Consider the following 20,988-nt stretch of genomic DNA (forward strand, 5'->3'; position numbering starts at 1 on the left):
TCCGACCTCACTCCCCCGCGGAAGAAACCGGAACGGCACGCGCGAACCCGCCGTCCACCATCAGATTCGCCACCGTCTCCAGCTCCGGCGGAGAACCCGCCAACCGCCCCAGGAACACGTCGAAATCGTCCCCGCACGGCAGCAGCAACCGCTCCACCCGCTCCGCCGGCGACCACGACGGATCCACGTCCCGCGCATCGTCGTACGCGCAGAACCACACCGAACCCAGCCGCTCGCCCTTCACCTTCACCGCCAACAGACCACCCTGCACGAACGCCACCCCCAGGTAGTCCTTGGTCAGATGGTCCCGCAGGCACTTGTTGACATACACGAGGTCGTTCACCGCCGCCTCGTCCCGCACCGTGAAGAACGGCTGGTCGATCAGCAGCCCCAACTCCGCGTCCAACGCGGTACCCACCGGCGCACACCCGCCCGCCGCCTTCAGGAACGAACGGTACGCACCCGGCAGCCGGTACCCCAGGTCCTCCTCGACCCCCAGAACCTGCTGCTCCGTCACCGCCACCGCCGACTTCGGCAGCCCGAAATGCGCCGGCCGCGTCTCCTGCAACGGCCGCGTGCCACGCTTGTCCTGCTCCACCCGCGCCGTCGCGATCCCACCGTGGTGCCGCAACAACGCCTTCACCTCGACCGGCACCAACTCCAGACGACGACCACCTCGCACGTGATGCCACGTCCAGCCGTGCGGCGTCGCCACATGCGGCACCGTGTCCCACAACTCGTGCCCCGACGCCGCCAGCGCCGCGTTCGCCGACACATAATCCGTCAACCGCAGCTCGTCGACCCCGAAACCCTCCGGCGGCTCCGCGATCTCCGCGGCCGCCCGCGCGTACGGCGAGAAGACGGGGTAACCGTGCTCGTCCATCCGCACCCCACCGGGATGACGCGCGGCCCGGACCGGATCCGGGAAACGCACGACCTGACCGGCATAGGCCACGTTCGGCGGCACGGATCCCTGGCCCTGGGAGCCGGGTGGAACCCCCAGCCCGAGCCGACCTGTCGTCATGGCGATAGCCCCCTGCGGCGATCCGTATGACACGTACAGCGAGTTCTGACGTGTTCTGACACCTTCCGATGCCTTCCGACGTCATCCGCTCCCGCGTCCCGACATCTTCCGGCCTGCACCGGCTTGCTGCGACAGCCTATGCGGTACGACGACACCGGTCACCGGCGCTCCGCCCCGACCCCCCACCGGCGCCCTCCCGGCACCCCGCCCGCACCACCCCGCCAACCCCTGGCCCCCACCGTGACCAGCCGTCACCCCGCCGTGACGCTACGACGAGACACCCGCGTGTCACACCGCCCCAGCTTCCACAGCGGCCCCACCGTTTGGCAATCTGTCCCACACCGGGGGGATGCAAGGGAGGGGTACACCACCATGAACGCGACACAGACGGAACACCGGACCAACCCGTCCGGAGACCCCCGAATCGGCTGGAGCGCCAACGAGGCACCACAAGCCCCCACCCTCCACCACCGCCGCGACGGCATCCTCCCCACCGTCGCCGCCGCCCTCTCCGTACGCGGCACCACCCTCACCGGCACCGCCGCCCGCGGCGACCAACCCCCCACCCTCCACCCACTCGTACAGGACTTCCTCGACACCCTCACCAGCGCACAACGCGACCGCGGCACCGGCCGCTGCGCCGAAACCCTCCTCATCTCCCGACACCTCACCGCCGCCGACGAAACCCGCAGCAAACGCGCCGCCCGCAAACCCATGACCAACGGTGAAGCACGCAAAGCGCTCAAACACGCCAAACTCACCGCCCGCCGCATCCGCGAGGACGGCGACCCACTCCACGGCAGCTTCGCCGCCCCCTGTCACGCCTGCACCGCACTCAGCGCCCACTTCGGCGTCCGCATCGTCGACTCCACACAACGCGACTGACGGCACACCCACCACGCACCCACCACGCACCGGACACCTACCGCCCGCCCACCACTCCCCGGTCCTCAACGAACGAGAGGCAGATGCACACCGACCGCACCTCGACCACCCGCTTCGCCGTCCCCGTCGACGCCGCACTGCGCACCGCCGGCTGGACACCCGGACGCTGGGACATACAACAGGCCGAGATCTGGGCCGACACCCTCCGCGACCACACCACACCCGGCGGACACCAACACGCCGTCTTCCCCGCCGCCGTCGAGGCCTGGGCCGAATTCGGCGGCCTCCACCTCACCGCACAGGAACCCGGCCGCCAACTCGCCGCCGCACCCCTCCACCTCGACCCCCTCCACGGCCTCCACCTCGCCCGCACCCTCGGCGACCTCGGCCGCGCGCTGGGCACCGAACTCAGCCCTCTCGGCGAAGAGACCGACAGCCGCGCCCTCCTCGCCATCGACGCCGAAGGCCGCACCTACGCCCTCGACCACACCGGCGACTGGTACCTCGGCGCCACCATCGACCAGGGCCTCACCACCCTGCTCACCGGAATGACACCGGCACGCCTCACCACAGCCTGAGCGACAACGCACCGCACGCCACGGACCCGACGGGCGCGCACAGACCACGAACCCGGCAGGCACCACGGACCGGCACACGCCACGGACCCGACAGGCGCGACGGACGACCACACGCCACACCCGGCAGACCCCGCCGCCGTACGCCGTCCTACGCCGCCCCGGCCGGAATCACCGCCGACACCCGAAAACCCCCCGCATCCGTCGGACCGGACACGAACACGCCCCCCAGCGCACTCACCCGCTCCTTCATCCCCACCAGCCCGTTCCCCCCACTCGGCAACCGGGCACCCTCCGCACCCGGCTCCGACTCCGGCGCCGGCTCGTTCTCCACCTGCATCGCGATCTCCGCCGCCCGATGCGCCAACCGCACATACGTCTTCGCACCCGCCGCATGCTTGTGCACGTTCGTCAACGCCTCCTGCACCACCCGGTACGCCGTCGACTCCACCTCCGGCGCATACCCCCGCGCCTCCCCCTCCACCGACAAGTCGACCACCATCCCCGCCGCCGCCGACTGCCCCACCAACTCCTCCAGCTCCGCCAGCGTCGGCCCCTCCGGCACCCCCTCACCCCCGCCGGGCGACGCCTCCTCCACCCGCGAAGCCGCCGCGGCAGCCGCCACCCCCACCGCCGCCAACGGCACCGGCTCCGCCACACCGTCGGACCCGCCCCACACCCCACGCTCCCGCGCCGGCATACCGTCGCCACTGCGCAGCACCCCGAGCATCTCCCGCAACTCGGTCAACGCCTGCCGCCCCATGTCCCCCACCAGCGCCGCGTTCCGCACCGCCTTCTCCGGGTCCTTCCGCGCCACCGCCTGCAACGCCGCCGCATGCACCACCATCAGACTCACCCGGTGCGCCACCACGTCGTGCATCTCCCGCGCGATCCGCGTCCGCTCCTCGTTGCGCGCCCACTCCGCACGCTCCTCGGCCCGCTCCGCCAGCAGCACCAACTCCCGCTCCAGCGAATCCGCCCGCTCCCGCAGACTTTCCATCAACCGCCGCCGCGCGCCCACGTACAGACCCAGCAACACCGGCGGAGTCGTCATCCCGAGCGCCGTCGTCAGCGACAGGAACGGCACGAACCAGTCACTGATCGCCAGGTCCCCGTGCATCACACCCTGATGCGCCCGCACATACGTCACGATCAGCATCGCGACGAACGACATCCCCGACAACGCCCCGATGATCCGCCGCGGCAGCTCGGCGGCGGCCAGCGTGTACAGCCCCACCACGCCCAGCACGAAACCCATCTGCGCCGGCGTGATCGCGATGGCCACCAGCACGACCGCGATCGGCCACTTCCGCCGCAGCACCAGCGAGACACCGGCCAGGAAACCGAACACCATCCCCACGGACACCGGCAGCCCCGCGTCCTGCGCGAACGGCCACCCCTCCGCCGCGCACTCCACCGCGGACACCGCCGCCAGCCCGACGTCCAGCACCGCCGCACGCCACCTGTCCCACCACCAGGGCCCACCCCCCGGCGGTGGCGGCCCGGTGCGCTCTTCCCCCGTCGTGGTCATACCCCCAGCCTACGGGCGCCCGCACCGGGTTTTCCGGCGAGTTTCCCCTACCGCGACCAACAACGTTCGGTCACCGACCGTAAACGAAACGTCCCCCTATCCCTCGAACTGCTGAATCACACCCGTTCGACCCCGGAATCCCCCGTTCCGGCCGGACGGTATGCCCATGGCACATCCCAGCAACGCCCCGAGGGGCAAGTACGCGGACTTCGAGGAACTACGGGAACAGGCGGTGACCCTGAGGCGGTCCGGCCTCAGCCGACGACAGATCCGCGATCGGATGCACGTCGACAACAACGACATCCTGAACCGGCTCCTGCAGGGCGAGCCCGCGCCGGAGTGGACCAAACGCCCCAACGCCAAGGACGACCTGCGGGACAAAGCAAGGGAACTGCGACTCCAAGGCTTGACTTACGACCGCATTCAGGTGGAGCTCGGCTGCTCCAAGAGCTCGATCTCACTCTGGGTACGGGACCTGCCGAAGCCGGAACGACGTGACCCCTCGGAGCAGGCCAAACTGGCCTCACAGAAGCGCTGGGAGCACGAACTCGCAATTCGTGACATCGAACGCGTCAAGGTCAAGGAGGCATCCAGGCAGGAGATCGGCTCCCTGACCGAGCGAGAGCTGTTCCTCATCGGGGTCGGGCTCTACTGGGCCGAGGGAGCGAAGGACAAGGCGTACGCACGCCGCGAGTACGTCCTGTTCGTGAACAGCGACCCCGGCATGATCCGCCTGTTCCTCGCCTGGCTCAAACTGCTGGATGTCAAGGAGGAACGACTGCGCTTCCGCGTGATGATCCACGAGTCGGCCGATGTGCAGGGCGCAGAGAAGCACTGGGCGGACCTCGTGGGCACAGACACGTCCCGCTTCGACAAGACGACGCTCAAGAAGCACAACCCGAAAACCGTGCGCAAGAACGTCGGCGACAACTACCGCGGTTGCCTGGTGGTCAGCGTCGTTCGGAGCGCTGACCTCTACCGCCGCATCGAAGGGTGGTGGTCCGGGATCGTGGTAGCAACGGACTAGCGAACCACGTAGGCTGGCCTCGGCATTCCCGGGTTGCTCTGTCGGTAGGGGCGACTGGACTTTGAATCCAGGTAAGACGCAGGTTCGACTCCTGCCCCGGGAGCCGTAGGTTCGGGCCCCGGCTGTCAAGCCGGGGCCCGCTCTCATGCCCGCCCCATATCCCCCCGGTATCCTGCGGATGTCCATCTCACCCCATAAGCCGAAGGGCATTCCGTGAGCGCCAACCGTCCCCAAGCTCTCGGCTCCGCTCGAGCAGGGGAGACCCCACTCGCAGCCGTCGTCGTTCTCGCAGCGGGTGAGGGCACCCGTATGAAGTCGGCCACACCCAAGGTCCTGCACGACCTCTGCGGCCGTTCCCTCGTGGGCCACGTCCTGGCCGCCGCGCGGGAGTTGGAGCCGGAGAACCTCGTCGTGGTCGTGGGCCACGCCCGCGAGCAGGTGACCGCGCACCTCGCCGGCGTCGACGCCGAGGTCCGTACCGCCGTGCAGGCGGAGCAGAACGGCACCGGGCACGCCGTCCGCATCGCGCTGGAGGAGCTCGGCGGCGCGGTCGACGGCACGGTGGTCGTGGTCTGCGGCGACACCCCGCTGCTGACCGGCGAGACGCTGCGCGACCTGGCCGGCACGCACGCGGCCGACGGCAACGCGGTGACCGTGCTGACCGCGCAGGTGCCGGATGCGACGGGGTACGGGCGGATCGTGCGGGACGGGGTCTCGGGTGCCGTCACGGAGATCGTGGAGCACAAGGACGCCTCCGACTCCCAGCGGGCGATCCGGGAGATCAACTCCGGGGTGTTCGCGTTCGACGGGCAGTTGCTGGCGGGTGCGCTGAAGCAGGTGCGGACGGACAACAGCCAGGGCGAGGAGTACCTGACGGACGTCCTCGGGATCCTGCGTGCGGCGGGGCACCGGGTGGGTGCGTGTGTGGCCGGTGACCACCGGGAGATCGCGGGGATCAACAACCGGGTGCAGCTCGCCGAGGCGCGGCGGATCCTGAACGACCGGCTGCTGACGCGGGCGATGCTGGCGGGCGTGACGGTGGTGGACCCGGCGACGACGTGGGTGGACGTGACGGTCACGTTCGAGCGGGACGCGGTGGTGCTGCCGGGTACGCAGCTCGTGGGTGCCACGCACATCGGTGAGGGTGCCGAGGTGGGTCCGAACTCGCGGTTGACGGACACGCGGGTGGGTGCGGGCGCGCGGGTGGACAACGCGGTGGCGGTGGAGGCCGAGGTGGGGCCGGGTGCGTCGGTGGGTCCGTACGCGTATCTGCGTCCGGGGTCGCGACTCGGCCTGAGGTCGAAGGTCGGCACGTTCGTGGAGACGAAGAACTCGTCGATCGGTGAGGGTACGAAGGTGCCGCATCTGTCGTATGTGGGGGATGCCACGATCGGCGAGTATTCGAACATCGGTGCGGCGAGTGTGTTCGTGAACTACGACGGAGAGCACAAGCACCACACGACGGTCGGGTCGCACTGCAAGACGGGTTCGGACAACATGTTCGTGGCGCCTGTCACGGTCGGGGACGGTGCCTACACCGCCGCGGGTTCGGTGATCACGAAGGATGTGCCGCCCGGTTCGCTGGCGGTGGCGCGGGGCCAGCAGCGGAACATCGAGGGCTGGGTGGCCCGTAAGCGTCCCGGGAGTGCGGCCGCGAAGGCGGCGGAGGCGGCGTCCCGGGGGCCGGAAGGCGAAGGCTGACCGGAAACAGGTGCGTCTGCGTGGGCGTACCGTGATAGGTGCACATCCGCACCCCACCCAGCTGCGGCTTTTCGCTGTCGCCAGCTGTGACACCTCTGAGGAGACTGTGCTGTGACCGGGATCAAGACGACCGGCGAGAAGAAGATGATGTTCTTCTCCGGCCGCGCCCACCCCGAGCTTGCCGAGGAGATCGCCCAGCAGTTGGGGGTCGGGGTCGTCCCGACGAAGGCCTTCGACTTCGCCAATGGCGAGATCTATGTCCGTTATCAGGAGTCGGCGCGTGGCGCGGACTGTTTCCTGATCCAGAGCCACACGGCGCCGATCAACAAGTGGATCATGGAGCAGTTGATCATGATCGACGCGTTGAAGCGGGCGTCGGCGCGTTCGATCACGGTGATCGTGCCGTTCTACGGTTACGCGCGGCAGGACAAGAAGCACCGCGGGCGTGAGCCGATCTCGGCGCGGCTGATCGCGGATCTGATGAAGACGGCGGGTGCGGACCGGATTCTGACCGTGGATCTGCACACGGACCAGATCCAGGGCTTCTTCGACGGTCCGGTGGATCATCTGTTCGCGTTGCCGCTGCTGGCGGACTACGTGGGCCGGAAGGTGGACCGGGCGAAGCTGACGGTGGTGTCGCCGGACGCGGGCCGGGTGCGGGTGGCGGACCGGTGGTGCGACCGGCTGGGTGCGCCGTTGGCGATCGTGCACAAGCGGCGTGACAAGGATGTGGCCAATCAGGTCACGGTGCACGAGGTGGTCGGCGATGTGGAGGGGCGCATCTGCGTCCTGGTGGACGACATGATCGACACGGGTGGGACGATCTGTGCCGCGGCGGACGCGTTGTTCGCGCACGGTGCGGAGGACGTGATCGTGACGGCGACGCACGGTGTGCTGTCGGGTCCGGCGGCGGACCGGTTGAAGAACTCGCGGGTGAGTGAGTTCGTGTTCACGGACACGTTGCCGACGCCGGGTGAGCTGCACGAGGACCTGGACAAGATCACGGTGTTGTCGATCGCGCCGACGATCGCGAGTGCGGTGCGTGAGGTGTTCGAGGACGGTTCGGTGACGAGCCTGTTCGACGAGCAGTGAGGTTTCCCGGGCTGTCGCGTGCGCGGTAGTGCGTGAGCCGCGTGCTCCGTGAGCCGTGAGCCGTAGGAGATCGTTTTGGGTGCGGCCTCCCCCGCCGAGTAGACTGCCCGCGTTGCTCGGCGAGGGAGGCCGTACGCGTGTGCATCGCACGTGTGTGCGGCGGTCCGTTATCGACGCGCTCTTCGTAGCAGGCCGTTCGTTGGCCGGGTGACCGACTTCTTTCCGTCACCGTCTACTTCTACGAGGAGTGATCGTCATGTCCGAGGTGAAGCTCGCCGCCGCCAAGCGCACCGAGTTCGGCAAGGGTGCCGCCCGCCGCGTCCGCCGCGAGGACAAGGTTCCGGGTGTGCTGTACGGGCACGGTTCCGACCCGATCCACCTGACCCTCCCGGGTCACGAGCTGCTGCTGGCGCTGCGTACGCCGAACGTCCTGATCGCGCTGGACATCGAGGGCGAGGGCCAGGAGCTGGCCATCCCGAAGTCGGTGCAGCGCGACCCGATCAAGGGTTACCTGGTCCACGTCGACCTGCAGCTCGTGCAGCGCGGCGAGAAGGTCAACGTCGAGATCTACGTGCACACCGAGGGTGAGCTGGCTCCGGGCGGCAACCTGCTGGAGCACGTGCTGAACACGCTGCCGGTCGAGGCCGAGGCCACGCACATCCCCGAGTCGGTCACCGTGTCCATCGAGGGTCTGGCGGCCGGTGCCTCCGTCCTGGCCAAGGACATCCCGCTCCCGTCCGGCACCACGCTGGCCGTGGACGAGGACACCGTGGTGCTGCAGGTCCTGGCCGCGCAGGCCGAGGAGTCCGCGGAGGGCGAGGGCGAGGGCGACGAGGCCGCCGAGGCCTGAGTTCCCGCTCCAGCCTGACGTCTGGTGTGCGCCGGCCGCTGTTCCCGTCGGGGGGCAGCGGCCGGCGTGTGTTCGTATCCGTACGCGTGTCCGCACGCGCGGCGCTGAGGGGAGAGGGACGTGACGACCGACGAGGCCGCCGCACCGTGGCTGATCGTGGGCCTGGGCAATCCGGGGCCCGAGTACGCCATGAACCGGCACAACGTGGGGTTCATGGTGGCGGATCTGCTGGCCGGGCGGACGGGGGGCCGGTTCAAGCGGGCCGCGCGGGCGCAGGCGCAGGTGGTGGAGGGGCGGATGGGTCCGCCGGGTCCGGGGAGCCGGCGGGTGGTGCTGGTGAAGCCGATGTCGTACATGAACCTGTCGGGCGGTCCGGTGAACGCGCTGCGGGAGTTCTACAAGGTGCCGCTGTCGCATGTGGTGGCGGTGCATGACGAGCTGGACATCGATTACGGGGTGCTGCGGCTGAAGCGGGGCGGCGGGGACAACGGGCACAACGGGCTGAAGTCGATGACGAAGGCGATGGGGGCGGAGTACCACCGGGTGCGGTGCGGGATCGGGCGGCCGCCGGGGCGGATGCAGGTGGCGGATTTCGTGCTGAAGGATTTCTCGTCGGCGGAGCGCAAGGAGCTGGACTGGTTCGTGGACCGGGCGGCGGACGCGGTGGAGTGTCTGGTGGCGGAGGGCCTGGAGCGGGCGCAGAACACGTACAACTCGTGACTTGTCCCCTTCGCGAGTTGACCGGGTGTGCGGGCATGGCCAAGGATCACGGCCATGCCTTCCGCCGTCTCTCCCCAGGGCACCGTCGTACTGCGTTTCGGGCAGCGTGCGCTGATGACGGTGGTGACCGGCTTGATTCTGGTCGGCGGGGTGTGGGGGTCGTGGGGGACCGCGCAGTACGTGATGCTCACCAAGGGGCGTGAGCGGGGCACGGTCGCGGTGACGGACTGTTCGCGGGATGCCTGTACGGGGCCGTACCGGCCGGTGTCGGCGGGGTCGGTGGCGCGTGCGCGGGTGCGGCTGGACACGTCGGTGGGTGTGCGCACGGGTGAGGTGCTGACCGTGGTGGTGAAGCCGGATTCGGACGAGGTGGTGCGTTCGGGGCCGGCCGGGGTGCTGTTCGCGTGGCTTCCGTTGGGGGGTGCGCTGGTGCTGGCGGGTGTGGTGGTGGCGGGCGGGTTGAGCATGCGGCGTACGGCGTGGGTGATGGGCGGGGCGGGGCTGGCGCTGGTGACGGCGGCGTTCGTGGCGTTGCAGTAGACGGAAGCGGCGGCGGCCCGGCAGCGATACGTGAATACGGCGGTGCCCCGGCATGACGTCCATGCCGGGGCACCGCCGTGTGTGTATGTGTCTGCGTGCGGCTCCGGGTTCAGCCGGTGTTGCGCAGGCCGGCGGCGACTCCGTTGACGGTGAGGAGGAGGGCGCGGCCGAGGAGCGGGTCGGGTTCCTGGCCGGCCTCGGCGGCGTCGCGCTGGCGCTTGAGGAGCGCGACCTGGAGGTAGGAGATCGGGTCGAGGTAGGCGTCGCGGATGGCGAAGGTCTGCTTGAGGACGGGCTGGGCGTCGAGGAGTTCCTGTCCGCCGGTGATCTTCAGGACTTCGGCGACGGTGAGTTCGTGTTCGGCCTTGATGGTGTCGAAGACGTGCTTGAGGTTGTCGGGCACGAGGGTGTCGACGTAGTGCTGGGCGATGCGCAGGTCGGTCTTGGCGAGGGTCATCTCGACGTTGGAGATGAAGTTGCGGAAGAAGTGCCACTGTTCGTGCATTTCGGCGAGGACGGTGTCCAGGCCGGCTTCGCGCAGTGCCTTCAGGCCTGATCCGACGCCGAACCAGCCGGGGACGATCTGGCGGGACTGGGTCCAGCCGAACACCCAGGGGATGGCGCGCAGTCCGTCGAGCGAGACGCCCGAGCCGGGGCGGCGGGAGGGCCGGGAGCCCAGGTGCAGGTCGGCGAGCTGGTCGACGGGGGTGGAGGCGAGGAAGTACGTCGGCAGGTCGGGGTCCTCGACGAAGGCGCGGTAGGAGGCGTGGGCGGCGTCGGAGACGACGTCCATGGCGGCGTCCCAGCGGGCGAGGGCGTCACTGGACTGGCGGGGTGCGGTGTGCAGGGCGGAGGCCTGGAGGGTGGCGGCGACGGTGAGTTCCAGGTTTTCCCTGGCCAGGGAGGGGATGAGGTACTTGTCGGAGATGACCTCGCCCTGTTCGGTGACCTTGATCTCGCCTTCGAGGGTGCCCCAGGGCTGGGCGAGGATGGCGTCGTGGGTGGGGCCGCCGCCGCGGCCGACGGTGCCGCCGCGGCCGTGGAAGAGGCGCAGTCGTACGCCGTAGCGGTGGGCGACGTCGCGCAGTCGGCGCTGGGCGCGGTGGATCTCCCACTGGCTGGTGGTGATGCCGCCGAACTTGGAGGAGTCGGAGTAGCCGAGCATGACTTCCTGGACGTCGCCCCTGAGCGCGACGAGGCGCCGGTAGGACGGGTCGGAGAGCATGTCTTCGAGGATGGTGTCGGCGGCCTTGAGTTCGTCGGTGGTCTCCAGGAGCGGCACGATGCCGATCTTGGCCCAGCCGGCGTGGAGGTCCATGAGGCCGGCCTCGCGGGCGAGGACGGCGGCGGCGAAGACGTCGTCGGCGCCCTGGCACATGGAGATGATGTAGGACTCGATGACCTCGGGGCCGAAGATCTCCAGGGCGCGCTTGACGGTGAGGAAGACTCCGAGGGTCTTCTCGCCGGCGGCGTCGAGGGGGGCGGGTGTGGGGCCGAGGGGGCGGCGGGAGCGGAGTTCCTTGGCGAGGAGCTTGGTGCGGTAGTCGCGGGGCATGTCGGCGTAGCGCCAGGATTCCTCGCCGAGTCGGTCGAACATCTGGCCGAGGGCGTGGTGGTGGGCGTCGGCGTGTTCCCGGACGTCCATGGTGGCGAGTTGGAGGCCGAAGGCGGCGAGGGTGCGGATGGTGCGGTTCATCCGGCCGTCGGCGAAGAGGGCGCCGCGGTGGGCGCGGAGGGATTCCTGGATGACGGTGAGGTCGTGCAGGAGTTCGGTGGTGCCGAGGTAGTCGTGGCCGTCCTGGTGGGGGGTGCCCTTGGCGAGGCGCTGCTTGGTTTTCTCGAGCTTCTGGCGGATGCAGGTGGCCTTGAGGCGGTAGGGCTCCTCGGCGTTGAGGCGCTTGTAGCGGGGGCTGATCTCGGGGAGGCGGTCGAGGTCGGCCTTGAGGGAGTCGAGGAGTTCTTCGGTGGCGCCGGTGTAGCGGATGGAGTTGGAGAGGAAGCCGCGGAGTTCGTCGATGGTCTCCAGGGCGTCGTTGATGCCGTGTTCGTGCTGGAGGATGAGGACGTCCCAGGTCACGGCGGGGGTGACGTTGGGGTTGCCGTCGCGGTCGCCGCCGATCCAGGTGCCGAAGGTGAGGGGGCGGCTGCCTTCGGGGAGCTTGAAGCCGACGCGGTCGAGTTCGGCGGTGAGGTCCTCCAGGACGTCGCCGACGGCGCCGGCGTGGAGTTCGTCGAGGTAGTAGATGGCGTTGCGGGCCTCGTCGGTGGGCTCGGGGTGGACGACGCGGAGTTCGTCGGTCTGCCAGACGAGGTCGATGTTCTCGGCCAGTCGGGTGTCGTGCCGGCGGCGGTCGGACTCGATGACCGGGGTCTCCAGGAGCGCGGCGATGCGCCGGAGCTTGTTGAGGACGGAGCGGCGGGCGGCCTCGGTGGGGTGCGCGGTGAAGACGGGGCGCACGTTGAGGTTGCGCACGGTCTCGCGCACGTGTTCGGGGTCGACGTCCTTGAGCCGGTCGGCGGTGCGGGAGAGGAGTCCGCCCTCGGCGGCACGCCGGGCGCGCAGTTCGCGGCCGCGGTGGACCTGCTCGGTGACGTTGGCGAGGTGGAAGTAGGTGGAGAAGGCGCGGACCAGCTTGGCGGCGGTCTCCAGTTCGGTTCCGCGGAGCAGTTCGGCGGCGGCCTCGCCGTCCTCGCGGGTCAGTCTGCGGACCCGTTCGACGAGCTCCAGGAGTTCGGGGCCTTCCTGGCGGACGAGGGTCTCGCCGAGGAGATCACCCAGTCGCCGGATGTCGGCGCGGAGTTCGTTGTTCGTGGCCGTGGTCGTCTGGTCGTCGGCACTGCTCACAGGTGCGGCTCCTTGCAAGTGTTGAAGCTCGTCTGGAGGGAACCCGGGCGCGGCCGGGCGGCTGGACCGCTTCGGCGGCCGGGCATCCGGGCAGGGATTCAGAGCGGACCACGCTGTCCGACCGACTCCAAGGATAGGTGGCCATGCGGACGCGCAGACTTTTGGGCTCTTGCCGCAGGGTGACGCGCTGCCATACTTACGTTGCCGTAGGTTACGGAACCGTAGGAAGCAGCTCTGCGGCCCGTTGCCCGGCACGTTCCACGATCCTCGACCCCCCAGGGGACGCTTCATGACCACAAGTTCCGACGTGATCGGCGACGCCCCGCAGCCGCCGTCCGATTCTTCCCTCCCGTCCGCCACCCTGGGTGGCGAGCAGAAGCGTTCGATCGAGCAGATCACGCTGCTTCTCTTCATCACCGTTCCGTTCCTGGCGCTGGTGGCGGCGGTGCCGCTGGCCTGGGGCTGGGGCGTGAGCTGGCTCGACATCGGTCTGCTGGTCTTCTTCTACTACCTCGGGTGCCACGGCATCACCATCGGGTTCCACCGGCACTTCACGCACGGCTCGTTCAAGGCGAAACGTCCGCTGAAGATCGCGCTGGCGATCGCCGGGTCGATGGCGGTGGAGGGCCCGCTGGTGCGGTGGGTGGCCGACCATCGCCGGCACCACAGGTTCTCCGACGCGGAGGGCGACCCGCATTCTCCGTGGCGGTACGGGGAGACGCTTCCGGCGCTGATGAAGGGCCTGGTCTGGGCGCACATCGGCTGGATGTTCGACGAGGAGCAGACCCCGCAGGACAAGTACGCGCCGGACCTGGTGAAGGACCCGGCGATGCGGGCGATCTCCCGCCAGTTCGTGCTGTGGACGGTGCTGTCGCTGGCGTTGCCGGCGCTGATCGGCGGTCTGGTGACGATGTCCTGGTGGGGCGCGTTCACCGCGTTCTTCTGGGGTTCACTCGTCCGGGTGGCGCTGCTGCACCATGTGACGTGGTCGATCAACTCGATCTGTCACGCGGTGGGCAAGCGGCCCTTCAAGTCGCGCGACCGTTCGGGCAATGTGTGGTGGCTGGCGGTGCTGTCCTGCGGCGAGTCCTGGCACAACCTGCACCATGCCGACCCGACGTCCGCGCGGCACGGTGTGATGCGCGGGCAGCTGGACTCCTCGGCGCGGATCATCCGCTGGTGCGAGCGGCTCGGCTGGGCCTACGACGTGCGCTGGCCGTCACGCTCGCGTATCGATTCCAAGCGGAACGCCGGTGGGGGCCGCGCCCGGCGCGAGGAGGAGACCGCGCAGGCGGCATGATGGTCGCTGTGGCGACCGACTCGAGCAGCACCCCGAGCAATGACAAGCCGCGGCGGCCCCGCCGCACCCGGATGACCGGAGCGGAGCGCCGCCAGCAGCTGCTCGAGATCGGCCGCACCCTGTTCGCCACCAAGGGGTTCGAGGGCACGTCGGTGGAGGAGATCGCGGCCAGGGCCGGCGTGTCCAAACCCGTGGTGTACGAGCATTTCGGCGGCAAGGAGGGCCTGTACGCGGTGGTCGTCGACCGCGAGATGCGGCGGCTGCTGGACATGGTCACCGGTTCGCTGACCGCCGGCCACCCGCGCGAGCTCCTCGAACAGGCCGCGTTCGCCCTGCTGGACTACATCGAGGAGTTCACGGACGGTTTCCGCATCCTCGTCCGGGACTCCCCCATCCCCCAGTCGACGGGCTCGTTCGCCTCGCTGATCTCGGACATCGCCACGAAGGTGGAGGACATCCTGGGCCGCGAGTTCAAGAGCCGCGGCTTCGACCCGAAGCTGGCCCCGCTGTACGCGCAGGCCCTGGTCGGCATGGTCGCGCTGACCGGCCAGTGGTGGCTGGACGTCCGCCGCCCGAAGAAGGCCGAGGTCGCCGCCCATCTGGTCAACCTGGCCTGGCACGGCCTGGACGGCCTGGAACCGAAGCCGCGTCTGATAGGGCACCGCAAGAGCTGACGGGGGCACGCGGAGCGGGCGGGGCCGGAGCGGGCCGGTCCCGCGGAGTCACGGTGACTCCACCCCGAACTCGTAGGCCACTTCCCAGCGCACGTCCGGGACCGTGATGTCCGCGGTTTCCACCGGGCGTCCGTCGGTGTCGTAGTAGGTCCTCTCGATCTGGAGCACCAGATCGCCCACGCTGATGCCGAGCAGGTTCGCCTGCGCCTGGGTGGCACGGGCGGCGCGTGGCACCTCGACCGCGGTGTCGACCTCCACGCCGATCGCGCGCATCCGCTCGACCACTCCGGCTCCCGCGAGCGGTCCCATCTCCGGCAGCACGACCGGGGTTCCGTCCGTGATGGCCATCGGTTCCCAGGACTGGGAGAGCTGGACGGGCTGCCCGTCGGCCAGGAACTCGTAGCGCGTGGTCACGCAGAGATCTCCGGGATCGATGGCGAGTCGCTCCGCGACGGATTCCGGTGCGGGCACCCGCGCCTGACTGTGCGACTCCCACGTCCCGCTGCGGCCCTGCTCCCTCATGTCGGCACGGAAGGGCGATCCGCCCCGGCGTTCGCGATGCCGGGAGCGGACCATGCGCAGCCGCTCGCGTGGCCTGCGTACATAGGTTCCCGAACCCGCCCGCCCTTCGAGGAGCCCCTCCACGATCAGCCGGTCCATGGCCCGTTGGGTGACGTTGCGGCCGACGCCGTACTCCTGGGCGAGCTGGGCACGGGACGGCAGCCGCGTTCCGACGTCCCATTCCCCCGCGAGGACGCGGGCACGCAGCGAGTCGGCCACTTCGAGGTACGGCGCCTCTCGGGGCATGGGCGGGCTCTCCGTTTCCGCTGCCGTGGACGGGTGTTCGTTCCCGATTCCGGGAGTTCCAGCGACGTTGACAAGTTACTGCATCAGGTGAAAGCTACTGAAGTAGCAATACGTTGAGTGCTTGCACCACTACGGGGGGCTTCTTTGCGTGCTGGGAAGGTGCGGGCGGTCGCCCTGGCCGCCGGGCTCACCGCAGTGACCGGTCGTGAGGCCCGCACCGAGGAACTGCCCGGCCGTGTACGGGTGACGGCCGCACTGCCCGAGCGGCTGACGGAAGCCGCCCGGCGGTCATTGCTCACCGTTCTCGCCGACGCCGACCGTTACGGCCACGACGTGACGGCTCGCGGTGCGGTCGTCTGGGCCGAGATCGACTGTGGCCGGGCGTCGACACGAGACGTGAACTCCTGCTCCTGATGAGAGGTCATCACATACTCCGCACGACCACACACGTACGCGGTGCAGGCGGTCTTCTCCGCACCGTCCTCACCCTGCGCGCCCCGAGAGGAAGACACCGCGCCACCACGGCACAGAAGAGTTCTCGCTGCGGGGCTCCGCCCCGGCCCCCGAAGCGCCCGGCGCCCGGTCCAGGCGTCACCGGGCTCACCCTCGCCCCGACCGTCCGCCGCTGGTACGAGCCTCTCGACGGGGCCGCCAACCTGCTGGTCCGGCCCTACGTCGCGGTGTACGAGGGTGGCGGCGCGAGCCGGGGGCTCCGGGTGCGCGCGGGAGCCGTCGCGTGACCGGCGGTGTGCGGTTGTTGCCCTGGGTCGGGGCGCACGGGCAGCCCTGTCTTCTTCTGGCCGACGGCGACGGGACCGTGTCCCGGCTCGCCGACCGGGTCGAGGACATGCAGCTCCGCCTCGGTGAGCTGCTGCTCGGTCGGACGAGGGAGGCACTGGCCGCCGAGGACGAGGCGCACAACACCCCCACACTGATCGGGCAGTTGGCCGACGCCCTCGCGGACGCGCTGCTCATCGCGCGGGCGCGCGGGAACCGTGCGGGCGGGCCCCCCGGAACCGTGCCGGGCCCGGGCCGCGAGCTCGCCCCGCCGCAGTTCGCCTGCGTCCGGTTCTCCCTCCCCGGCGACGACCTCGCCTCCGCACCCGCCGCCCGGCACCGGGTGCGCGACGTGGTCGAAGGATGGGAGCTGCCGGTCTCCGTGGCGGAGGACGTGGAGACGATCACCGGCGAGCTCGTCGCCAACGCCCTGGAGCACAGCGGCAGTCACCGCATCACCGTGGCCTGCGCGCTCACCCCCGACAGGGTCACCCTCGGGGTCGGTGACGAGGGGCGGGGCGGCACGTCCGTCACGGCGGTACCGGAACCCGATCCGGAGCGGGAGGACGGGCGCGGCCTGCTCCTCACCGCCGCGCTGTCCGCCCGCTGGGGCACCCATCGGGCAGCCGACGGCGGCCTGACGGTGTGGGCGGAGGTCGCCGTCCGGCCGACGTACGCCTCGCACCCCCGGCGGACGCGAGGAACGTCATGACCTCGGACCTTCGTTCAGACGCGGTCGTGGAGCGTGACGTGGTAGCCGTCGGGGTCGGCGAAGGTGAAGGTGCGGCCGAAGGGGCCGTCGATCGGCGCGGAGACGATGGTGTGGCCGTCGGCGGCGAGGGCGTCGTGGACGGCCTGGACGTCGGTGGCGTGGAACCAGAGCGCGGCACCGATGCCGGGCCGGTCGGCGGAGGCGAGGTCGGTGCCGGGGACGATGTCGCGCAGTGCGAACGCGATCGGCTTCGTCTCGAAGACGACGGCGTGCGGGGGGCCGGCCTGGGAGCGGACGAGGCCGAGGTACTGCTCGTAGAACGCCTGCGAGGCGTCGAGGTCGCGTACCTGGAGGGAGATGAAGTCGGGGCCGGTGGCGGGCATGGTGGTGCTCCTTCTGTCCGTGGCATCCGTGTCAGATTCCTGACACAGCCAATGTATGTCAGAATACTGACATGAGGCAAGGCGAGATCGGGCCCGGCGTCGACCTGGACAGATCACTGGGGTACCTGCTGAAAGAGGCTTCGAGCGCGCTGCGCGTGGCCATGGAGGAGGTGCTGCGACCGCTCGGGATGAGCGTGACGCACTACTCCTGCCTCGAACTGCTGGCCCAGCGGCCGGGGTTGTCGAACTCCGAGCTCGCGCGGGGCGCGTTCGTGACCCGGCAGTCGATGAACACTCTGCTCAAGAACCTGGAACGGGACGGCTATGTGACCCGGCCCGCGGAGGCGCCCGTCGGGAAGGTGCTGCCCGCGCGGCTCACGCCCCGTGGCCGACGGAGTCTGGAGGCGGCGACGGCGGCGGTCCGGTCCGTCGAGGTCAGGATGGTCTCCGGCCTGAGCGGGGACGAGCAGGCGGAGGCGTTCCGGCTGCTGCGGAGCATGGTCCGTTCCCTGCGCGGGGGCGAGAGCGGGGACGAGGGCGAGGGCGGGGACGAGCGCGGGGGCGGCGTGACGGCGTGACCGGCCGACCTACCTCCACCTCTTCACCAGCGTGTACTCCGTGATCCCCGGCGGGTAGTCGGGGATCACGCAGACCTCCTCGTAGCCCTGTTTCGCATAGAACTTCGGGGCCTGGAAGTCCCACGTCTCCACGCGGGACGCGGTGCACGCGCGCTCCGTGCGGCCGAGGTGTTCGGCCCGGGCCAGGAGGTGGGCGCCCAGGCCCGTACCCCGGAACGGTTCGTCGACCCAGAGGTAGGTGACGTGCAGCCACGTCGCCCAGGTGTGGCCGACCAGGCCGCCGGCCAGTGAACCGGAGTCGCCGAGGGCCCACACGTGCAGCGGGGACTCGCGGGCGCCGGGCGTGCCGCGCAGGGCGCGCAGGACGGGGGAGGCCGCCGTGTTCGTGTCGCGCAGTCGCCTCCGCAGCAGATCGCGCCGCTCGTTGTCGACTTCTGTCTCGATACGAAACATACGGCTCACCATAAACGCGCCGGACGGGCAGTTCCGCGAATTCGCTTCCGCTCCGCGCACGCCGCCCTACTCTGAGAACGGTGCCGGTGGGGGCCGGTGCCGATCAGGGGGCGAAACAGTCGGGTACGACACCCGGAGTGGGGGTAGCAGTGTCAGCACGGCGGCGGCCGTGCGGCTGCGACGCCCTGTGTCCCGAGCCGGCCGCTCGGGGGCTCCGGGCGGCGTACCCGCTCCGGCCGTCCCCCGACCTGTGGGGGTAATTCAGTGGTGCGCATCCGAGTCCTGGTCGTCGACGACCACCGCATCTTCGCCGAGTCGCTCGCCGCGGCCCTGGCCGCCGAGCCGGACGTCGAGGTCTCCGCGGCCGGCAGCGGCCCGGCGGCGCTGCGCTGCCTGGAGCGGGCGGTGGCGGAGGGCCGCAGATTCGACGTCATGCTCGTCGACGCCGATCTGGGGTGCGCAGCGCCCCCGGCCCGGCCCGCCGCCGTTCCCGTGCAGCCGGTGGGTGAGGACGGCGTCGTCGACGGGATCTCCCTGGTCACCGGCGTCCGCAGCGTCCACCCCGGGGTGCGGACCGTCGTACTCGCCGAGAAGGACGACCCGCGCCGTGCCGCGCTCGCGCTGCAGGCGGGGGCGTGCGGCTGGGTCGCCAAGGACTGCTCGCTGGTCCGGCTGCTCACCGTCATCCGCGGCGTGCTGCGCGACGAGACGCATCTGCCGCCCGCCCTGCTCACCGGCGTGCTGCGCGAGCTGACCGCCGCGCGCAAGCACCGCACGGAGAGCGAGCGGCTGGTGGAGTCGCTGACCCCGCGCGAGCGCGAGGTGCTGCGCTGCATGGTCGCCGGGCTGGGGCGCAAGGCCGTCGCCGAACGGCTGTTCCTCTCCCCGCACACCGTCCGCACGCACATGCAGAACGTGCTGGGCAAGCTCGGCGTGCACTCCACGCTGGCCGCCGTCGCCCTCGCGCGACGGGCCGGCGTGGGGCCCGTCGACCTGAAGCTAACCGGGGATGTTGTCGAACGGGGCGGTCAACTGGCGTAGCAGTCCAGCCAGTTCGGCGCGCTGGGCGCTGCTCAGCTCGGCGAGGAGGGCCCGCTCCTGGTCGAGCAGCCCGGCCAGCGCGCGGTCGGCCTGGTCCCGGCCCACCTCGGTGAGCCGGACCAGCACGCCGCGCCGGTCGGTGGGGTCGGGCAGCCGCTCCACCAGTCCCTTCTTGGCCAGGCGGTCGATGCGGTTGGTCATCGTGCCGGAGGTGACCAGGGTCTGGGTCAGCAGTTGTCCCGGGGAGAGCTGGTAGGGGACGCCGGCCCGACGCAGCGCGGTGAGCACGTCGAACTCCCACGGTTCCAGGCTGTGTTCCGCGAACGCCAGCCGGCGGGCACGGTCGAGGTGCCGGGCGAGTCTGCTCACCCGGCTGAGTACCTCCAGCGGCTCCACGTCGAGGTCCGGGCGTTCCCGACGCCATGCTGCGACCAGCCGATCGACCTCGTCCTCCATACGATCAGTGTAGTGGTTGTGTCGACGTGAAGTCTCTTGACGTACACCCTCTTGATGTTCACTATCTTGACGTCGAGATAAATCCTCGTTGAGATGAACAGCAACAGCGATCGGCATCGGTGTCACCTCGGGCACCTCACCGCACCGCACCGCACCGATTCGGAGGAGCCGTCATGGCACTCACCACCCCCGTCTGGGACCCGGGCCAGTACCTGCGGCACGCCGGGCACCGCGCCCGCCCGTTCGTCGACCTGCTCGCCCGCGTCCCCGATCTCCCCGATCTCCCCGGCAGTCCGCCGCGCATCGCCGATCTCGGCTGCGGCCCGGGCAACGTCACCGTGCTGCTCGCCGACCGCTGGCCCACCGCGCGCATCACCGGTTACGACAACTCGGCCGAGATGCTGGACGCGGCCACCGTCGCCCACGCCGGCCCCACCCCCGGCGGCGGCCGGCTCGACTTCGCCGTCGCCGACGCGCGCACCTGGACGCCACCCGAGCCGTACGACCTCCTCCTGAGCAACGCCACGCTGCAGTGGGTGCCGGACCATCTGCACGCCTTCCCGCGCTGGATCGGGGCGCTCGCCGCCGGCGGCACGTTCGCCTTCCAGGTGCCCGGCAACTTCGACGCGCCCAGCCACCGGCTGATGCGCGAACTGGCCGGCTCCCCGCGCTGGCGGAGCCGGCTCACGGACACCCTGCGGCACGACGACGCCGTGCACTCCCCCGCCGTCTACCTGGAGGCCCTGACCGGCCTCGGCTGCGCGGCGGACGTGTGGGAGACGACGTATCTGCACCTGCTGACCGGCGAGGACCCGGTCCTCGACTGGGTCAAGGGCACCGGTCTGCGCCCGGTGCTCACCGCTCTCGGCGACGACCCCGGGGCCCGGGACGCCTTCGTCGACGAATACCGCGCCGCCCTGCGCGAGGCCTACCCGGCCACCGCGCACGGCACTGTGTTCCCGTTCCGCCGCGTCTTCGCCGTCGCCCGCAAGGGTGGTGAGGCGTGATGCCCACGCC

At 70.3% G+C, this 20,988-nt stretch carries 22 protein-coding genes and 1 tRNA gene; 16 read left to right on the forward strand and 7 right to left on the reverse strand.

Going from position 1 to position 20,988, the window contains the following annotated elements:
* Positions 1 to 7: 7 nt before the first annotated feature.
* Positions 8 to 1,024, reverse strand: a complete 1,017-nt coding sequence (locus QFZ64_RS14710; RefSeq protein WP_307065829.1) for an SMI1/KNR4 family protein — start codon at positions 1,022 to 1,024, stop codon at positions 8 to 10.
* Between the two features lie 372 nt (positions 1,025 to 1,396).
* Between QFZ64_RS14710 and QFZ64_RS14715 the strand changes: the two genes are divergently transcribed.
* Positions 1,397 to 1,909 (forward strand): YwqJ-related putative deaminase, encoded by a 513-nt coding sequence (locus QFZ64_RS14715; protein ID WP_307065832.1) that lies wholly within the window; start codon positions 1,397 to 1,399, stop codon positions 1,907 to 1,909.
* Positions 1,910 to 1,992: 83 nt separating this feature from the next.
* Positions 1,993 to 2,487, forward strand: coding sequence for an SUKH-3 domain-containing protein (locus tag QFZ64_RS14720; RefSeq protein ID WP_307065834.1), 495 nt, complete (start codon positions 1,993 to 1,995; stop codon positions 2,485 to 2,487).
* 148 nt (positions 2,488 to 2,635) lie between these two features.
* Here QFZ64_RS14720 and QFZ64_RS14725 read toward each other — a convergent pair whose 3' ends face one another.
* Entirely contained in the window at positions 2,636 to 4,015 is a 1,380-nt protein-coding gene (locus QFZ64_RS14725; RefSeq protein ID WP_307065835.1) for a sensor histidine kinase, read from the reverse strand.
* A gap of 166 nt (positions 4,016 to 4,181) precedes the next feature.
* On the opposite strand from QFZ64_RS14725, the gene QFZ64_RS14730 reads away from it, so the two are divergent.
* The 7 genes from QFZ64_RS14730 (at position 4,182) to QFZ64_RS14760 (ending at position 9,945) form a co-directional block, all read left to right on the forward strand.
* The gene (locus QFZ64_RS14730; protein ID WP_307065837.1) at positions 4,182 to 5,042 is read left to right on the forward strand and encodes a hypothetical protein; all 861 of its coding nucleotides are present in this window, start codon (positions 4,182 to 4,184) and stop codon (positions 5,040 to 5,042) included.
* 26 nt (positions 5,043 to 5,068) lie between these two features.
* Positions 5,069 to 5,145, forward strand: a tRNA-Gln gene (locus QFZ64_RS14735).
* Positions 5,146 to 5,255: 110 nt separating this feature from the next.
* On the forward strand, positions 5,256 to 6,743 hold the full coding sequence (gene glmU / locus QFZ64_RS14740; RefSeq protein WP_307065839.1) for a bifunctional UDP-N-acetylglucosamine diphosphorylase/glucosamine-1-phosphate N-acetyltransferase GlmU: 1,488 nt from the start codon (positions 5,256 to 5,258) through the stop codon (positions 6,741 to 6,743).
* 111 nt (positions 6,744 to 6,854) lie between these two features.
* A complete protein-coding gene (locus tag QFZ64_RS14745; RefSeq protein ID WP_307065841.1) occupies positions 6,855 to 7,835 on the forward strand; it encodes a ribose-phosphate diphosphokinase in 981 nt (326 codons plus the stop codon).
* Positions 7,836 to 8,091: 256 nt separating this feature from the next.
* Positions 8,092 to 8,685 (forward strand): 50S ribosomal protein L25/general stress protein Ctc, encoded by a 594-nt coding sequence (locus QFZ64_RS14750; protein WP_307065843.1) that lies wholly within the window; start codon positions 8,092 to 8,094, stop codon positions 8,683 to 8,685.
* A 120-nt stretch (positions 8,686 to 8,805) separates the two neighbouring features.
* Positions 8,806 to 9,405 carry an aminoacyl-tRNA hydrolase gene (gene pth, locus QFZ64_RS14755; RefSeq protein WP_307065845.1) on the forward strand — a complete coding sequence of 200 codons (600 nt, stop codon included), beginning with the start codon at positions 8,806 to 8,808 and terminating at the stop codon, positions 9,403 to 9,405.
* 54 nt (positions 9,406 to 9,459) lie between these two features.
* Entirely contained in the window at positions 9,460 to 9,945 is a 486-nt protein-coding gene (locus QFZ64_RS14760; RefSeq protein ID WP_307065847.1) for a hypothetical protein, read from the forward strand.
* Positions 9,946 to 10,054: 109 nt separating this feature from the next.
* Here the strand turns inward: QFZ64_RS14760 and ppc are convergent, their stop codons facing one another.
* Positions 10,055 to 12,790, reverse strand: coding sequence for a phosphoenolpyruvate carboxylase (ppc, locus tag QFZ64_RS14765; protein WP_307065849.1), 2,736 nt, complete (start codon positions 12,788 to 12,790; stop codon positions 10,055 to 10,057).
* A gap of 289 nt (positions 12,791 to 13,079) precedes the next feature.
* Between ppc and QFZ64_RS14770 the strand changes: the two genes are divergently transcribed.
* Both QFZ64_RS14770 and QFZ64_RS14775 read left to right on the forward strand, forming a co-directional pair.
* Positions 13,080 to 14,090 (forward strand): fatty acid desaturase, encoded by a 1,011-nt coding sequence (locus QFZ64_RS14770; RefSeq protein WP_307065851.1) that lies wholly within the window; start codon positions 13,080 to 13,082, stop codon positions 14,088 to 14,090.
* Entirely contained in the window at positions 14,087 to 14,764 is a 678-nt protein-coding gene (locus tag QFZ64_RS14775) for a TetR/AcrR family transcriptional regulator (protein ID WP_307065853.1), read from the forward strand. The genes QFZ64_RS14770 and QFZ64_RS14775 overlap by 4 nt, the downstream gene beginning before the upstream one ends.
* Before the next feature lie 48 nt (positions 14,765 to 14,812).
* Here QFZ64_RS14775 and QFZ64_RS14780 read toward each other — a convergent pair whose 3' ends face one another.
* Positions 14,813 to 15,571, reverse strand: a complete 759-nt coding sequence (locus tag QFZ64_RS14780) for a GntR family transcriptional regulator (protein WP_307065855.1) — start codon at positions 15,569 to 15,571, stop codon at positions 14,813 to 14,815.
* A 144-nt stretch (positions 15,572 to 15,715) separates the two neighbouring features.
* Between QFZ64_RS14780 and QFZ64_RS14785 the strand changes: the two genes are divergently transcribed.
* Together QFZ64_RS14785 and QFZ64_RS14790 are read left to right on the forward strand one after the other, a co-directional pair.
* Positions 15,716 to 15,985, forward strand: a complete 270-nt coding sequence (locus QFZ64_RS14785) for a hypothetical protein (protein ID WP_307065857.1) — start codon at positions 15,716 to 15,718, stop codon at positions 15,983 to 15,985.
* 322 nt (positions 15,986 to 16,307) lie between these two features.
* Positions 16,308 to 17,060: an ATP-binding protein gene (locus QFZ64_RS14790; RefSeq protein WP_307065858.1), complete on the forward strand. Its 753-nt coding sequence runs from the start codon at positions 16,308 to 16,310 to the stop codon at positions 17,058 to 17,060.
* 14 nt (positions 17,061 to 17,074) lie between these two features.
* Here QFZ64_RS14790 and QFZ64_RS14795 read toward each other — a convergent pair whose 3' ends face one another.
* Positions 17,075 to 17,443, reverse strand: a complete 369-nt coding sequence (locus QFZ64_RS14795) for a VOC family protein (protein WP_307065859.1) — start codon at positions 17,441 to 17,443, stop codon at positions 17,075 to 17,077.
* A 71-nt stretch (positions 17,444 to 17,514) separates the two neighbouring features.
* Between QFZ64_RS14795 and QFZ64_RS14800 the strand changes: the two genes are divergently transcribed.
* Positions 17,515 to 18,021, forward strand: coding sequence for a MarR family winged helix-turn-helix transcriptional regulator (locus QFZ64_RS14800; RefSeq protein ID WP_307065861.1), 507 nt, complete (start codon positions 17,515 to 17,517; stop codon positions 18,019 to 18,021).
* A gap of 9 nt (positions 18,022 to 18,030) precedes the next feature.
* On the opposite strand, the gene QFZ64_RS14805 is transcribed toward QFZ64_RS14800, so the two are convergent.
* Complete coding sequence (locus QFZ64_RS14805) at positions 18,031 to 18,474, reverse strand: N-acetyltransferase (RefSeq protein ID WP_307065863.1); 444 nt, start codon at positions 18,472 to 18,474, stop codon at positions 18,031 to 18,033.
* Between the two features lie 264 nt (positions 18,475 to 18,738).
* On the opposite strand from QFZ64_RS14805, the gene QFZ64_RS14810 reads away from it, so the two are divergent.
* Positions 18,739 to 19,515, forward strand: coding sequence for a response regulator transcription factor (locus QFZ64_RS14810; RefSeq protein ID WP_307065866.1), 777 nt, complete (start codon positions 18,739 to 18,741; stop codon positions 19,513 to 19,515).
* On the opposite strand, the gene QFZ64_RS14815 is transcribed toward QFZ64_RS14810, so the two are convergent.
* Positions 19,474 to 19,971 (reverse strand): MarR family winged helix-turn-helix transcriptional regulator, encoded by a 498-nt coding sequence (locus tag QFZ64_RS14815; RefSeq protein WP_307065868.1) that lies wholly within the window; start codon positions 19,969 to 19,971, stop codon positions 19,474 to 19,476. The genes QFZ64_RS14810 and QFZ64_RS14815 overlap by 42 nt on opposite strands.
* A 173-nt stretch (positions 19,972 to 20,144) precedes the next feature.
* On the opposite strand from QFZ64_RS14815, the gene QFZ64_RS14820 reads away from it, so the two are divergent.
* A complete protein-coding gene (locus tag QFZ64_RS14820; RefSeq protein ID WP_307065870.1) occupies positions 20,145 to 20,978 on the forward strand; it encodes a trans-aconitate 2-methyltransferase in 834 nt (277 codons plus the stop codon).
* Positions 20,979 to 20,988 lie beyond the last annotated feature (10 nt).

This window comes from Streptomyces sp. B3I8 (genome assembly GCF_030816915.1).
GTDB lineage: Bacteria > Actinomycetota > Actinomycetes > Streptomycetales > Streptomycetaceae > Streptomyces.